General features: G+C 47.1%; 13 protein-coding genes and 1 pseudogene. 9 read left to right on the forward strand and 5 right to left on the reverse strand.

Features of this window, described 5'->3' with window-relative positions:
• Positions 1–29: 29 nt before the first annotated feature.
• From PPHA_RS09945 to PPHA_RS09955, 3 genes are all read left to right on the forward strand, one after another.
• Positions 30–716, forward strand: coding sequence for a DUF3307 domain-containing protein (locus PPHA_RS09945; protein ID WP_012508698.1), 687 nt, complete (start codon positions 30–32; stop codon positions 714–716).
• Between the two features lie 139 nt (positions 717–855).
• The gene (locus PPHA_RS09950; protein ID WP_012508699.1) at positions 856–2,223 is read left to right on the forward strand and encodes a hypothetical protein; all 1,368 of its coding nucleotides are present in this window, start codon (positions 856–858) and stop codon (positions 2,221–2,223) included.
• Positions 2,220–4,412 (forward strand): tetratricopeptide repeat protein, encoded by a 2,193-nt coding sequence (locus PPHA_RS09955; protein ID WP_012508700.1) that lies wholly within the window; start codon positions 2,220–2,222, stop codon positions 4,410–4,412. Before PPHA_RS09950 ends, PPHA_RS09955 begins: the two co-directional genes overlap by 4 nt.
• A 46-nt stretch (positions 4,413–4,458) precedes the next feature.
• On the opposite strand, the gene PPHA_RS09960 is transcribed toward PPHA_RS09955, so the two are convergent.
• Positions 4,459–5,136, reverse strand: coding sequence for a hypothetical protein (locus PPHA_RS09960; protein WP_012508701.1), 678 nt, complete (start codon positions 5,134–5,136; stop codon positions 4,459–4,461).
• Between the two features lie 335 nt (positions 5,137–5,471).
• Between PPHA_RS09960 and PPHA_RS09965 the strand changes: the two genes are divergently transcribed.
• From PPHA_RS09965 to PPHA_RS16335, 6 genes and pseudogenes are all read left to right on the forward strand, one after another.
• Positions 5,472–8,300: a 2-oxoglutarate dehydrogenase E1 component gene (locus PPHA_RS09965; protein WP_012508702.1), complete on the forward strand. Its 2,829-nt coding sequence runs from the start codon at positions 5,472–5,474 to the stop codon at positions 8,298–8,300.
• 9 nt (positions 8,301–8,309) lie between these two features.
• A complete protein-coding gene (odhB, locus tag PPHA_RS09970) occupies positions 8,310–9,587 on the forward strand; it encodes a 2-oxoglutarate dehydrogenase complex dihydrolipoyllysine-residue succinyltransferase (protein ID WP_012508703.1) in 1,278 nt (425 codons plus the stop codon).
• A gap of 15 nt (positions 9,588–9,602) precedes the next feature.
• Positions 9,603–11,039, forward strand: a complete 1,437-nt coding sequence (gene lpdA, locus PPHA_RS09975; RefSeq protein ID WP_012508704.1) for a dihydrolipoyl dehydrogenase — start codon at positions 9,603–9,605, stop codon at positions 11,037–11,039.
• A 153-nt stretch (positions 11,040–11,192) separates the two neighbouring features.
• Positions 11,193–11,423 (forward strand): annotated as a pseudogene (locus PPHA_RS09980) (PDDEXK nuclease domain-containing protein); the annotation flags it as partial.
• Positions 11,424–11,656: 233 nt separating this feature from the next.
• Positions 11,657–12,124: a helix-turn-helix domain-containing protein gene (locus PPHA_RS16330; RefSeq protein ID WP_041526526.1), complete on the forward strand. Its 468-nt coding sequence runs from the start codon at positions 11,657–11,659 to the stop codon at positions 12,122–12,124.
• Positions 12,125–12,135: 11 nt separating this feature from the next.
• Complete coding sequence (locus tag PPHA_RS16335; protein WP_049759926.1) at positions 12,136–12,651, forward strand: IS630 family transposase; 516 nt, start codon at positions 12,136–12,138, stop codon at positions 12,649–12,651.
• 104 nt (positions 12,652–12,755) lie between these two features.
• Here PPHA_RS16335 and PPHA_RS09995 read toward each other — a convergent pair whose 3' ends face one another.
• The 4 genes from PPHA_RS09995 to PPHA_RS16345 form a co-directional block, all read right to left on the reverse strand.
• Positions 12,756–13,619, reverse strand: a complete 864-nt coding sequence (locus tag PPHA_RS09995) for a branched-chain amino acid ABC transporter permease (RefSeq protein WP_012508706.1) — start codon at positions 13,617–13,619, stop codon at positions 12,756–12,758.
• Positions 13,619–14,497, reverse strand: coding sequence for a branched-chain amino acid ABC transporter permease (locus PPHA_RS10000; protein WP_041526834.1), 879 nt, complete (start codon positions 14,495–14,497; stop codon positions 13,619–13,621). The genes PPHA_RS09995 and PPHA_RS10000 overlap by 1 nt, the downstream gene beginning before the upstream one ends.
• A gap of 459 nt (positions 14,498–14,956) precedes the next feature.
• On the reverse strand, positions 14,957–15,472 hold the full coding sequence (locus tag PPHA_RS16340) for an IS630 family transposase (RefSeq protein WP_049759884.1): 516 nt from the start codon (positions 15,470–15,472) through the stop codon (positions 14,957–14,959).
• 11 nt (positions 15,473–15,483) lie between these two features.
• The gene (locus PPHA_RS16345) at positions 15,484–15,951 is read right to left on the reverse strand and encodes a helix-turn-helix domain-containing protein (protein ID WP_041526412.1); all 468 of its coding nucleotides are present in this window, start codon (positions 15,949–15,951) and stop codon (positions 15,484–15,486) included.
• Positions 15,952–16,043 lie beyond the last annotated feature (92 nt).

Below are 16,043 nucleotides of genomic sequence, written 5' to 3' on the forward strand. Positions count from 1 at the left end.
ACAATTCAAATCCGTAAAAAGCCGTTGGAATGGAAAAAATTGCCGCGATACTCATTGCCGCCCACTTCATAGGTGACTATTTCCTCCAGCCAGACAAAATGGTTCGGAACAAACGGCTGCCCCTCATGCTCATCCTGCATGGAGCCATACACGCCGGAACCACCTGGCTGCTGCTCCAGCTCTGGCATAACTGGCAGGCGCCCCTCGCGGTTTTCCTCCTTCATACCATCATTGATCTCATCAAACAACGGCTGGGAAAGGCGAACACCGCCACCTTTATTACCGACCAGACTGCTCACCTCTTCAGCCTTCTCATGCTTGCCATGCTCCTTTCCCAGGGAGCGAATGGGGCCACATTTACCGGTTTCGGATATCAGCTCATGATCGGGTTTGCAGGCTTTATTGCAACGGTAAGAGGAGCCGGTTTTCTCGTCACCTTCATAACCAGAGAGCTGACGATCAAAAACAATCTCAGATTTGAGGGGCTGCAAAACGGAGAGACGCTCATTGGTCAACTGGAACGGGGGCTGATCTTTCTCTTTTTTCTGGCAGGCCACCCGGAAAGCATCGGCTTCCTGCTTGCAGCCAAATCAATCCTGCGATTTGAAGAGTCAAAAAAAGCCAAGCAGGGAGAATACATTCTTATCGGTACCCTGCTCAGCTTTTCGGCAGCCATAGCGCTCTCCTCCGCCACACTGTGGGCCATGCGGCTCTGAAGAGCGTTTGTTTGCCTCCATCCCCGAAAAGCAGAGGGTTGTTTCCGGAATTTCCTCACCGGTATGTATATTGAAAAAAGCGCAAGAGAGTTGCTCGCAAGTCGAGTGCTATCCCTATCAAAACAGAGATCATTATCTGATGCAGCAAGCCAAACAATTGATGGAGATTGAGACCGTCGTTGACCGCTTCACGCCGGTAACACCGGAAAGCCCTTTCTATGTTGATTTCAAAAACCTGAGAGGCGATTTTCAGGAACGTGAAGTTCTGAGCATGTTGAATGTACAGGCAAATGCCAACGGGCAGTATGAATTTCAATATGATCCGAATCGCACCAGTAAAACCCTTCTCTTCCTGGCCGGAATGCGTGGATCGGGCAAAACATCCGAACTTGCCAAATATGCCTTGTTGCTCAACTCACCCAAATGCTTTTTTGTGGTCACCTGCAACGTGGATGAAGAGCTCGATATGGATAACGTGCAGTACATGGACATCCTGATCTTTCAGCTCGAAAAATTGCTGATACGTGCCAGTGAGGTGAATCTGAAGCTCGACAGCACCATTCTCGAATCGATGAGCAAATGGTTTCAGGACAGGGTAAAGGAGATCAATACCTCGCTGAAAGGTGAGGGCAGTGCCGAAATAGAGCTTGATACCGACAAACCTCTCTCATTAACCTCTCTGTTTGGGCGAATGCTGGGGCTTACCGCCAGGCTGAAAATGGGACTCTCCGGCACTCGGGAACATGCTGAAACAATCCGCAACAGCTTTAAAAACCGGTTTGTTGATTTTTCCGCAAAATTCAACACCTTTATCGATCTAACCAAAGAACAACTGCGCAAGGAAGACAAGGCACGAGAGATTCTCTTTATCGTTGATGGTCTTGAAAAAACCATGAGCGCTGATACACGCCGCAAAATTATCATGGAGGAATCAAACCGCATTCGCCAGATAAAAGCCAACACCATCTTTACGCTGCCCATCGAGTTGATGAAAGAGGAGCAGCATATCCGCCACTTCAGTGAAATCATTGCCTTTCCCTTTATCAAACTCAAAGAGCGCGACGGAACTACCGTTACAGAAGCTGTCGCCCTGTTTGAAGAGTTCGTCTATAAACGTATCAGCCCCTCACTTTTCGACTCACCCGAAACGGTCAAAGAGGCGATCCGGTACAGTGGCGGTTCACCGAGGCAGTTGCTCCGCATTATCAAGCAAGCCAACTGGTATACCGACGAAACGAAAGGAAAGATCACACAACAAAGCATGGAAAAGGCTCTTGACAAGCTTGGAAATAATATGGCCAGATATCTTGAACCTGGCGATTTTGAGCTGTTAAAAAGACTGAAAACCGACCTTGCGGCAGGAAATCCGATTGGTTTCAACAACGACATTCAGGGACTCCTCGAGAAAGAGGTTCTTTTTGAGTATAACGATGGCACCCACAAAAGCGTCAATCCGCTGCTCGAACGCTCGAAGCTCTACAAGCACTACGTCTCTGACCGCCCATGAATGAGAGCCGCTTCACCGAGGAGCTGGATTTGCTTGCAAAGGCTTTGCGCCAGCATTCATTTCACTTTATCATCATCGGCTACAACCATCCCGACGTTTACCGTGACGTGTCGGAGTGGCTCCGTGTTCATCTGCCGGGGCGAGCGATACAGGAGTTGACGGTATCAGGCAAGAGTTACCGGGAGATCACCGGAGAACTTGAAGATGCCGGTCAGAACATTGTCATGATACCGGACTTTGATTGGCTGTTCAACCCTGAAAATGAACCAGTTTGTGTAGCGCTCAACCAGCGTCGTGATTATTTGGTACGTCGGGAGCTGAATCTCCTCTGCTTTATTCAAGCCAGCAAGTTCAAACTGCTTCCGGTCAAAATCCCCGATCTCTGGTCACTCCGCTCACTGGAGCTTGATTTTGCCTATGCACTCAAAGAGGAGAAATTCCCGATTGCAGGTAAAGCCAATATCGACTCCTCTTTGGGAGGAAGCACTATCCCGGAAAAAGAGGCTGAGGTGAGAAGGCTGAAATATCAAATCAGCAAGAGTGACAAGAGCAATACCGCACTGTTGCAGGCGCTCAAATCACAGTTGGCTACACTGCAAATCGAGCTGCCGCCACGACAAGAGAGTGAAGCATTTGAAAAAGATGAACCCTCCGTAGTTCAGAAAACCGGCAGGATCAAAATATTGCCGGAATTTTTAGATGTCAGCCTTGATCTCGGTAGGGAGAGTCCGGAAAAGATCCTTGCTGCCATGAAAGAGCTTGAAGAGGAGGAAAAAGCGATGCTCTCGGTATTTGCGCTCCTTCCGGCTGAACCGGTTACCTATACAACACTTGATGAGCTGCTGCCAGGAACAGAGAACCTCGAAAAAATCCTGCTCAAACTTGCACAGCAAGGGTTGATTGCATACCACAAAAAGGATGCAAGTTTCACATGCAGCCCTGTTGTGCAGGAGGTGTCCCGACGCCAGAACAGGGAAAAACTTTTTGAGCATGGTAAACTGCTGATTGCGACCCTCATCGAGAAGCTTGATTATGAACCTGGCATCGGCCATTTTTTAAACGCCACCTACAGTGAGGCTGCCCTCTTTGCGCACTATGCCGAGAGTAACCTGCGAACAATCAGCAAGGCAGATAACCAGTTAGCCATCCTTGCCGAGCGCATCGGCAACTTCCATAAAACAACAGGCAATATCGACAAGGCCCTGATCTTTTTTGAAGAATATTTCCGGTTACGCAAAGAACTCTATGAGGCTGATCCTCAAAATGTCGAATTCAAAAACGGGCTCGCTATTTCGTACTCTAAACTCGGCAATACCCACTCCGCTCTCGGCAATCTCGACAAGGCCTTGACCTTTTATGAACAAGACGCCCAATTAAGTAAAGAAATCTACGAGGTTTATCCTCAAAATGTCGAATTCAAAAACGGGCTCGCTATCTCTTACGAAAAACTCGGTGAAACGCACTCAGCTCTCGGCAATCTCGACAAGGCCTTGACCTTTTATGAACAAGACGCCCAATTAAGTAAAGAACTCTACGAGGTTTATCCTCAAAATGTCGAATTCAAAAACGGGCTCGCTATCTCTTACGAAAAACTCGGTGTAACTCACTCCGCTCTCGGCAATCTCGACAAGGCCTTGACCTTTTATGAAGATTTTTCCCGATTAGAGAAAGAACTCTTTGAGGCTTATCCCCAGAATGTATCCTTCAAAAACGGACTCGCAATTTCTTACGAAAAACTCGGAGGGACTCACTCCGCTCTCGGCAATATCGACAAGGCCTTGACCTTTTTTAATGATGAAACCCGATTATTTGAAAAACTCTATGAAGCTTATCCTCAAAATGTCTCCTTCAAAAACAACCTCGCCATCTCTTACGAAAAACTCGGAGAGACTCACTCCTCTCTCGGCAATCTCGACAAGGCCTTAACCTTTTTTGAACAGGATGCCCAATTAACTAAAGAACTCTATGAGGATTATCCCCAAAATGTATCCTTCAAAAACGGGCTCGCCATTTCATACGCGAACCTTGGGTTGTTCCACCGTGATAAACGGAGTGACAACGCAACAGCACGCACCCTTTTTGAGCAGGCAAAGACCTTGTGGGCTCAATTGGTGGCGGATTCTCCCTCAAACGCCGAATTTCAGAAAAACTTGTCACAGGTTAATGACGTTTTGGAGAAAATGCAATAAGCAAAAACACCCTGTTGAGTCAAACAGGGTGTTTCTGAATCTACAGTCACTTTGGTTTGGGTAAAACGTTCTTGAATATTCCTGCAAACTTGTTCACAAGATAGGGTGCAAACAAGGTCAATCCCCCGGTCAGGAACTGGATAACCTTGTCGGTAGAGTCTGGCATCTCTCCCGTAAAGGCATAGGAGTAGAGGGAAAATACCCCGAACCCGATAAATATCAAGAGGATAACCATCATACCCATAAATGCAATCAGGCGGCTTGTGCTTGCACGCATGACGGTAACCATCGTTGGCTTGCCCGCATCGAGTTTCACCTCTTCTTTCCCCTCTGCATCAGTGGTTACATTACTGATCTCAACGTCCTCGGAGAGTGCATCACCCAAATTCCAGTTGGTATTGCCGAGAGCTGCACGGATGAGCCACATTGCTATAATCGATCCAAACAAGACCACACCGATAACTGTATAGACAACCAAATCGGATGGCGCTTTCCAATGCATTGGCTTCTGTTCTGCCTTTTGCTCTTCTGCTTTTTGCCCTGTTGCCGCAATTGCTGGCGAAACGTTGACGGTTACCGCAGCTCCTTGTGCAGCAACTCTTTCTGGCAAAATGACTTCCGCCACGGAGGAGTCCGGAGGTACAGCCATGGCGGTTAACGATGAAATCAGGATAAACAAAAGGGCAATCAGACTGGTACAAACATTGCGATACAACGTTTTCATATCCTCTCCTGTTTTATATTGCCGCAATAACGCTGAATAAAAAACGAAAAATAAATATTCTGTCGCATAATTTCAAACAGATTCCTTTATGGCTATCGCTTTTGCATTGAGACAGCAAACGGGAATTCTTGTACTGTTCCACGTTATTTTTTGAATTTCTTCGCAATAGGCGCCGGGATGTCTTATAATTAGGAACGAGTCACGCTACAGGTGAAAACAGTACCATAAAAAATGGAGCAACAGCTCATGCCTTTACCTTCTTTTGTGCCGAGCACGTACTTCCGCTGTTGCGGCCATTTCAGTCACAAACCATTCGCAGACAAGCCCGTCAAACCATGATGCAGCAGTATAGCAGCAACTCCTATCTTTTTGGAGGCAACGCCCCTTATATCGAAGATCTTTACGAAGCCTATCTTGATAATCCCGCTTCTGTCTCTGAAAGCTGGCGGGCCTACTTTGACGCGATGCAGCATGTGCCGGGTGCCAATGGGGATGCCCGCGATATCGCACACTCGCCTGTACAGGCATCGTTTGCTGAAAGAGCCCGTCTTGGCCCGATCTGCCGTGTCATCGCCAGTCCTGATGCGGAACTGGGACGTAAACGGGTTTCGGTGCAGAAGCTTATCGCAGCCTACCGCAACATCGGCTCCCGCTGGGCGAATCTTGATCCGCTGAAGCGGCAGGAGCGACCTGCGTTGCCTGATCTCGAACCCTCGTTTTACGGTTTTTCCGATACCGACATGGATATTGTTTTCAATACAAGCAATACCTATTTCGGCAAGGAGACCATGCCGCTGCGCGAACTGCTGCAGAATCTGCGCGAGACCTACTGCGGCACCCTCGGCATCGAGTTCATGTACATCACCGACCAGACGGAAAAGCGGTGGTGGCAGGCGAAGCTTGAAACCATACGCTCAAAACCGGATTTCAGTACGGAGAAAAAAAAACATATTCTTGAACGGCTGACGGCGGCTGAAGGATTTGAGCGTTATCTGCATACCCGTTTTATCGGCCAGAAGCGCTTTTCTCTTGAAGGCGGAGACAGCTTTATTGCCTCCATGGATGAGCTGATTCAGCGTGCCGGAAAAGCGGGAGTTCAGGAGATTGTCATCGGGATGGCACACAGGGGACGGCTCAATGTGCTGGTCAATATCATGGGAAAAAATCCGCTTGACCTCTTTGCCGAGTTTGAGGGGAAACATGCCGATGATCTTCCTTCTGGCGATGTGAAATATCATCAGGGCTTTACCAGTGACCTTGCCACTCCCGGAGGGCCGATCAATCTCTCTCTGGCCTTCAACCCGTCACACCTTGAGATTGTCAATCCGGTAGTCGAAGGGGCGGTAAAGGCGCGTCAGGTTCGCCGTGGCGACCGTGATGGTTCGCAGGTGCTGCCGATACTGGTTCACGGCGATGCTGCATTTTCGGGGCAGGGTGTGATCATGGAGACGCTGAACCTTGCTCTTACCCGTGGATACGGCACGGGTGGCACCGTTCATATTGTCATCAACAACCAGATCGGTTTCACCACCTCCGATCCGCGCGACAGCCGTTCAACAACCTATTGCACCGATGTTGTCAAGATGATTGAGGCTCCGGTGCTCCACGTCAATGGTGACGACCCTGAATCGGTCGTCCTTGCAACACAGATGGCGCTTGATTACCGGCAGGCTTTCAAGCGTGATGTGGTGATTGATATTATCTGCTTCCGCAAGCTTGGTCATAATGAGCAGGACACACCGGCCATGACCCAGCCGCTCATGTATAAAAAAATTGCCCAGCACCCCGGCACCCGGAAACTCTATGCGGAGCGGCTTGAGTCGCAGGGGGTTATCGGCGAAGCGTATGGCGCAGAGTTGAGCAAACAGTTCCGCAAGGATCTTGATGCGGGCAAGTACAGCACCAATCCGGTACTGGTGAATAAAACGATCTTTACGGCTGAACCGACGGCGGGCCGCAATGAGGCCTCCGAAACCGGCGTGCCCCTTGCCGAGCTCAAACGGTTGTCGGAGATGCTTACAAAAATCCCTGAGGGGTTCAAGCTTCACCCGCTGGTTGAAAAAGTGGTCACCGACCGTGCCCGCATGGGACGCGGTGAACAGCCTCTCGACTGGGGCATGGGCGAGCATCTGGCATTCGCTTCGCTGGTTGCCGGAGGCTACCCGATCCGTATTACCGGCCAGGACAGCGGCAGGGCAACATTTTCGCACCGTCATGCGGTCTTTCATGACCAGAATCGTGAAAAATGGGACTCTGGAACCTACATCCCGCTGCAGAATATCGCCGACAATCAGGCCACCTTCACGGTCATTGATTCGGTGCTCTCCGAAGAGGCGGTGCTTGGCTTTGAGTACGGCTACTCCATTTCAGCGCCCGATACGCTGGTGATCTGGGAAGCGCAGTTCGGCGACTTTGCCAATGGAGCGCAGGTATTAATTGACCAGTTTATCACCTCCGGAGAGGTGAAGTGGGGCCTGGCATCCGGCCTTACCCTCATGCTGCCTCATGGCTATGAAGGACAGGGGCCGGAACACTCTTCAGCCCGTCCTGAGCGTTTCCTGCAACTCTGCGCCGAAAATAATATCCAGGTTTGCCAGCCATCCAACCCTGCCCAGATTTTTCATCTGCTCCGTCGGCAGATGACCACGATGAGGCGCAAACCGCTGATCATTCTCACGCCGAAATCGCTGCTCCGCAACAAGGATGCGGTCTCTCAGCTTGCCGATCTTTCGCAGGGAAATTTCCGGAACATTATCGGCGATGCAACGGCAGCTCATGAAAAAGTTGAACGACTCATAGCCTGCTCCGGCAAAGTGTATTATGACCTTATCAACCGGCGACAGGAAAACACGCAGGAAAAGGTCGCCATTATCCGTATTGAACAGCTTTACCCCTTCCCGTTCGATGAGTTCAAGGGGGTGCTTGATCACTATCCGAAACTCAAAGAGATTGTCTGGTGCCAGGATGAACCGAAAAATCAGGGGTACTGGCGTTTTCTCCAGCACTATATCATGAACGCGATGAGCCCCGGCCAGCAGTTCGGCTATGCAGGAAGGCTCGCATCTGCATCTACTGCCTGCGGATACGCCGCAACACATGCGATACAGCAGAAAGCATTGCTCGATCAGGCTTTCGGTGAGTTCAGTGTTTTTTTTAATAAATAATCTGTACGAATGGCAATCATTGACGTCACCATATCCCAGTTGTCGGAATCCGTTGCCGAGGCAACGCTGCTGAACTGGAAAAAAAAGCCCGGAGACGGCGTTGTTGAAGATGAAATATTGTTTGAAATTGAAACCGACAAGGTGGTCTTCGATGTTCCTTCACCCGCCTCTGGCGTTCTCTTTGAAATTCTTGTCGGCGACGGAGGAACGGTGGTCCCCAATCAGGTACTGGCACGAATCGACAGCGAAGGCAAGGCCACGGTTACCGCTCAGGAGGAGGCTATCCGCGAGGCAAGGGCACCTGAACCGACAGCCGTAGAAGCTGAAGAGGTCATCGTCATGCCTGCAGCGGCAAAACTGATGGCCGAAACCGGAATAAAGCTCTCACAGGTTGAGGGTACAGGACGACAGGGACGAGTGACCAAAGGCGACGTACTGCAGGCCATTGCGACAGATGCTGAACCCTCTTCGCCACAACCACCTCCTCAGCCCGTGCCCAGGCCTGCACCAACACCTGCGCCCGCACCCGCACCCGCACAGAAGCCCAAACCGGTAGAGGCACACCTTGAAGCGCCGCTGATGACCGATCGACCGGAACAGCGCGTCCCAATGACCCGTCTCAGGGCACGCATTGCCGAGCGGCTGCTTCAGTCGCAGGCCAGCAACGCCATTCTCACGACCTTCAATGAGGTCAACATGCAGGGTGTGATCGAATTGCGCAACCGCTATAAGGCCACCTTTGAAAAAGAGCACGGCGTAAAGCTCGGATTTGTCTCCTTTTTTGTCAAAGCTGCGGTGCACGCTTTGCGCAAATATCCGGTTCTCAATGCATCGGTCGATGGCAAGGATATCATCTATCATGGCTACTTCGACATTGGTATTGCCGTCAGCTCTCCCAGAGGACTTGTGGTACCCATTCTGCGCAATGCCGACCAGATGACCATTGCCGATATTGAACGAAAAATCGCTGACTACTCCACCAAAGCAAAGCTCGGCAACCTCTCCCTCGAAGAGCTGACCGGCGGCACCTTCTCCATTTCCAACGGCGGCGTTTTCGGTTCGATGCTTTCAACTCCCATCATCAATCCACCCCAGTCGGCCATTCTCGGCATTCATGCCACAAAAGAGAGAGCTGTAGTGGAAAACGGCCAGATCGTCATACGGCCAATGAACTATCTGGCCATGTCGTACGATCACAGAATCATCGACGGCCGCGAAGCTGTCCTTGGCCTCAGTGCAATCAAGGATGCGCTGGAAGATCCGGCACGTCTCTTACTTGATCTTTAAGGAGAGAACCATATCATGAACAAACAATTTGACGTTCTTGTCATCGGAGCCGGACCGGGCGGCTATATCGCAGCAATCCGCGCTGCCCAGCTTGGTTTTTCAGTAGCCTGCTGCGAGTTCAGCGCTTACGACGACCCTGCGGGAGAGCCCCGTCTCGGCGGCACCTGCCTCAACGCAGGCTGTATCCCCCTGAAAGCGCTTGTCGCCTCTTCTGAACTCTTTGAAAAGGCCTCTCATCACCTTGCAGAACATGGCATTACGTTTGGCGGGGTAAACATCGATGTTGCAACAATGCAGCAGCGCAAAGAGGCCATTGTTACAAAAATGACCGCAGGGGTACAGTTCCTCTTCCGCAAAAACAGAATCACCCTCCTCAAGGGACGGGGCTCCTTTGCCGGAAGAACCGATGCGGGGTACCGGATCATGATCAATGGAAAGGATGGTGAGGAGGAGCTGCTTGCCCAGAAGGTGATTATCGCTACCGGCTCCAAAGCGCGGCAAATTCCAAATATTGCCGTAGATAATGTTTGCATCTGCGATAACGAAGGGGCATTGAAATTCACTGAAGCGCCGAAAAAACTGGGCGTCATCGGCGCTGGTGTCATAGGCCTTGAAGTTGGTTCGGTCTGGCGCAGGCTCGGCGCGGAGGTTACCATTCTTGAGGTGATGACTTCATTTCTTGGCGCTGCCGATGAGAGCGTTTCAAGAGAAGCATCAAAGCTCTTTTTAAAACAGGGACTGCACATCAAGCTCGGCGTCAGGATAGGCCAGGCCAAACAGACAGCAAATGGTGTCAGCATTGCCTATACCGATGATCAGGGTTCCGAACATATACTCGAATGCGACAAGCTCATTGTCTCTGTTGGCCGCACTCCCTACACTGAAGGACTTAACCTTGAGGCAATCGGCCTGCAGACCGATGAACGGGGCTTTATTCCCGTCAACGACCATTGCGCCACCGCTGCTCCAGGGGTCTACGCCATCGGTGACGTGGTGCGCGGCCCCATGCTGGCCCACAAGGCAGAGGATGAGGGCGTCATGGCAGCAGAACTGATTGCCGGACAAAAGCCACACCTCGACTACAACAGTATGCCCTGGGTTATCTACACCACCCCGGAAATTGCCTGGGTCGGGAAAACCGAACAGCAGCTCCGCAAGGAAGGACATGACTACAAAACAGGACAGTTTCCCTTTGCGGCCAACGGACGGGCACTTGGCCTTGGCGACGCAGAAGGATTCATTAAAATGCTGGCCGATGCAACAACCGATGAAATCCTCGGTGTACACATTATCGGAGCAAGCGCTTCCGACCTGATTGCCGAAGCGGCCCTTGCCATGGAGTTCCGCGCCTCATCCGAAGATGTTGCCCGCACCTGCCACCCGCATCCAAGCCTCTCGGAAGTGATGCGCGAAGCAGCCCTCGCCATCGAAAAACGGGCGCTGAATATGTGAACCAGTTTCAAACAAAGAGAGCCGCCGGGAGTTGCAGCAAAGAGCCGCCCGCTCGGTCGATAGCTCTCTTGTGAGTCGGAACTGGCTTTTCAGAAACAAGCCTTGCGCTCTGCTGTAAGTTCTATCTCACCTCTTCCGGAATTTTGCAGGCACCGCTATGTCAAAACCGACGATGAACTGCTGACCATCTGCATTTTATTGTGCCATCGTAAGAATGATGCACTGGTTGAGCTTACTCTCCCCAGGGATTCAAATATCTTCGCATCAAAGTATCAGCTCTATCTGCCCTCAAAAGAGGAGCTGAAAAGGCAACTGGAAGAGGCATCAGGCATTACCGGGCACTGCGATAATCCCAATCAGGAGGGTATGAACGATGTTCGATAAATGGATCAATCAGGATATCTGGAAGGTCCTTTAACGCTGCTGTAGATGGTTAACGTTTTGAACTGTGACCTCATAGCTCTGATGTTGTTTACGCTAACACTGGGTGATTCTTATCTTCCGTTTTTGGCTTATTCTTGTTTTCCGATCACACCTGTCAAGTTAAGCGTTCAACAACAAATTATTCCGTAATATAAGGGCAAGAAGGTAAACACAAACACCTGCCCTTGTAAATCATGAAGTTAAGTTACTTTGAATTATCTGCCATCGATCGTGCAAAGCTACAACAAATTGTGGCAAAAGGAAGAGATTGGCAAGCACGTCATCGGGCTCAAACACTGTTATATTTCAAGGACGGGTTGAGTGCAAAGGCCATCGTGGCATTGCAAGACCTGAATATCGATACGGTTTATGACCGACGTAAGAACTGGTTATCAAAGGGGTTTGCCGCTTTATATGACAGGCATCGAAGCGGCGCACCTCCGAAACTAAACGCCATTCACCTTGAACAGATCACGATTTGGGCGGAAAAGGAAGCACTGACAGCTCCAGCGATAGTGGCTCGGTTAAAGGAAGAGTGCAATGTAAACGTGAGCGTTGGTACCGTAACTAATGCGTTGATAGCACTTGGTTTTGTCTGGAAACGTACACGCCTGTGGTTAAAAAAAAACGAGATGAAGTCCGGTTTCGACAAGCACAGTTAGAAATAGAATTGATGAAAGATGAAGTCGAACGCGATGAGAGGATCTTAGCCTTTGTAGATGAGACTGGTTTCGCACTGGCCCAGCCAAACCGCAGCGCCTGGACTCCGATAGGCAAATGTCACAAGATTGACGCCAACCGGGGAAAACGCCTGAATGTCATCGGAGCCATGCTCTCAACGGGTGATTTGTTCTCAGTTGCGCTGTGGCAAACAACAGATTCACTTATATTTACCGGCTTTCTTGGTCTGCTGATGAACTACGTGGGTAAACCTTTAACGGTCATTCTGGACAATGCGTCATTCCATAAAGCGAAAGCGGTTCAACCGATGTTAAAGGTGCTGGCTCAAAAGGGGCTGACTCTTTATTTCTTGCCATTTTACAGTCCAGAACTCAATCGAATTGAAAAGTATTTGCACAAGGTGAAGTATGAATTGATGGAATTCAAGACGCGAAATGAAAAAACCCTTGAAGAAGATGTTCGAAAAATCTTAGCTGGTTTTGGTACTGATTACGTAATGACTTTTTGATGAGCGCTTATTACTTTGTTCTTCTATCATCAATTATTATTTTAAATCACTATAGGACTTATTCCTCGAAGCTCTGCTTAGTGATAGAATTCTTAAACATAAACTTATACCCCGTAGCTCTGCTGCGGGGTAGTTGATTTAAAAATTACTAAAATCAAAATAATACCATAAATTATCTGTCTAAGATTTGCTGCAATATTATTTGGCAACCCAACAAAACGAAGTGCTTCAGGCAATAATACCAAAAATGCAGCAGCAAATATAATCCCCCAAAGGTTACGCATCCCTCCAATAATGACAATTGATAAAATAAATATGGACTCATTAACTGTAAAGCTTGACGGATCAACAAACGATGTGTAATGTGCGTACAATGCGCCAGGAATAGCTGCAATCATTGAACTTATAGTGAACGCAATTACTTTAGATAAATAGACATTCTTTCCTACTGATTGAGTATATATTTCATCTTCGCTCAATGCTTTTAATACTCTACCAAAACTTGACTTAACAATTAACTTGATAAAAATGAAGATAACTACTGAAAAAATAATACTTAAAATTAAAAATGATAATTTATTACTAAAATCAATTTGAAAAACAGAAATTGAGGGGATGCCCATTATGCCCATTGGGCCATTTGTTAAACTCATCCAATTATTTAAAATTGTGAAAATGACAATTTGTATCCCTAATGTACAAATAATAAAATAATCGTCAATAGTTCTTAGTGCAATTATTGAAACTAGCATTGCTATTATCCCACAAATAAGGATCCCAAAAAAAAGAGTGTAAATGAATGGCATCTGATAATTGATTGATAATAATGCAGTTGTATAAGCCCCAATGCCATAAAATCCTGCATGAGCCAAAGAAATCATACCAGCAAAGCCAGCTGTAAGACTTAAGCTTTGAGATAGCATAACGTAAATAGAAACAATAATTAGAAGGTGTAAAATATATTCCATTATATCTCTGTTTTTTTGAGGCGTTTACCACTAAAACCAAGAGGTTTCCAAATTAAAAATAATATTAAAATAGAATAGGTGATTGCATCTATCCATTTGCCATCGAGAAAAAATGCAGTTAGATGCTGTATAGTGGCCAATAATAAGGCACCACCGATTAGCCCCCAATTACTGCCAATGCCGCTAATAATCATTACAACAACACCATAAAGCAACAAACTAAATCCCATTGTTGGTGTCAAACCAGTATCCGCAGCAACCAAAACTCCAATAATTGAAGCTATACCACTCCCTATCGCAAAAGACCATAAAATTATTCTATTGGAATTAATACCCATGATATTAGCCAATTCAGTATTTGTCGAGATTGCTCTAATATTTCGTCCTATTTTATGGAATTGGAGGAATAACATTTTAATAAGAAATATGATACAACTTAACCCTATGGTTACAATTTGTATATTAGTTATGTGAGCCCCGAATATTTCTGTTCCTGTTTCTATTTCATTTTTGACTATGCTCTTAACACCGTCACTCCAAATTAATGATATGACATTTTGTAATACTATATAAATCCCAAGCGAAACTATAAGTAATGAAAGTGATGAGACTTTTCTTCTCTTTAACGGTCTGTAAATTAATAATTCTATTAACAATGACACAAAAATTGATAAAAATACTGTAAAAGGAATTGCAATAAATAAAGGCAAATTAAGCTGTAGATAAAAAAAGTAACTAAAATATGCTCCTAAACTTATAATAGCTCCATGTGCAAAATGGAAAAACTTAACTGAATTATATATTATTGAAAACGAAGTCGATATAAGCAAATATATAGAAAATGAAACTAAAATATTAAAACATATTTGTGCTAGCATATTCATAAGATTAATTTCGAATAAAATACTTTCTTGTTATCTGAAAGAATTGCCCACATCTGATCACCCCATGAATAATGCCACCATTTCAAATGGATAATTTACTATCCCTTCTTCTTTCATTGAATGATATAATAATCTTCTGTTTTTTAAAGCTTCTTCTTCAGATATTGTCAGTTGTTCTTTTAAGCTTTTATGCTTTTAAGTTCTAAATAGTCTGTATGTACAAAATTGGTAATTTCATCAAATATAGTACCCATAAATAATAGCTCCTTTGTGGGATATTCGCGGAATTTAATGGGTTGAAGTGAAACATTAATACGTCGTCAGACGATAAGAAGGTTCCGTTTTCTAAGGTAAACGAATATTTTGGTTTGGTAGTTTTCAAAGCTTTCTTAGCAGATCGCCGAGGCATTTCTAAGGTAGATTTAGCTGTATAGGCCTATTCCTAAGCGCTCATCAAAAAGTCATTACGTAATCAGTACCAAAACCAGCTAAGATTTTTCGAACATCTTCTTCAAGGGTTTTTTCATTTCGCGTCTTGAATTCCATCAATTCATACTTCACCTTGTGCCAATACTTTTCAATTCGATTGAGTTCTGGACTGTAAGGTGGCAAGAAATAAAGAGTCAGCCCCTTTTGAGCCAGCACCTTTAACATCGGTTGAACCGCTTTCGCTTTATGGAATGACGCATTGTCCAGAATGACCGTTAAAGGTTTACCCACGTAGTTCATCAGCAGACCAAGAAAGCCGGTAAATATAAGTGAATCTGTTGTTTGCCACAGCGCAACTGAGAACAAATCACCCGTTGAGAGCATGGCTCCGATGACATTCAGGCGTTTTCCCCGGTTGGCGTCAATCTTGTGACATTTGCCTATCGGAGTCCAGGCGCTGCGGTTTGGCTGGGCCAGTGCGAAACCAGTCTCATCTACAAAGGCTAAGATCCTCTCATCGCGTTCGACTTCATCTTTCATCAATTCTATTTCTAACTGTGCTTGTCGAAACCGGACTTCATCTCGTTTTTTTTTAACCACAGGCGTGTACGTTTCCAGACAAAACCAAGTGCTTTCAACGCATTAGTTGCGGTACCAACGCTCACGTTTACATTGCACTCTTCCTTTAACCGAGCCACTATCGCTGGAGCTGTCAGTGCTTCCTTTTCCGCCCAAATCGTGATCTGTTCAAGGTGAATGGCGTTTAGTTTCGGAGGTGCGCCGCTTCGATGCCTGTCATATAAAGCAGCAAACCCCTTTGATAACCAGTTCTTACGTCGGTCATAAACCGTATCGATATTCAGGTCTTGCAATGCCACGATGGTCTTTGCACTCAACCCGTCGTTGAAATATAACAGTGTTTGAGCCCGATGACGTGCTTGCCAATCTCTTCCTTTTGCCACAATTTGTTGTAGCTTTGCACGATCGATGGCAGATAATTCAAAGTAACTTAACTTCATGATTTACAAGGGCAGGTGTTTGTGTTTACCTTCTTGCCCTTATATTACGGAATAATTTATTGTTGAGCGCTTAATGCCTTGGCTGTGTTGTG

This window comes from Pelodictyon phaeoclathratiforme BU-1 (genome assembly GCF_000020645.1).
GTDB lineage: Bacteria > Bacteroidota > Chlorobiia > Chlorobiales > Chlorobiaceae > Chlorobium > Chlorobium phaeoclathratiforme.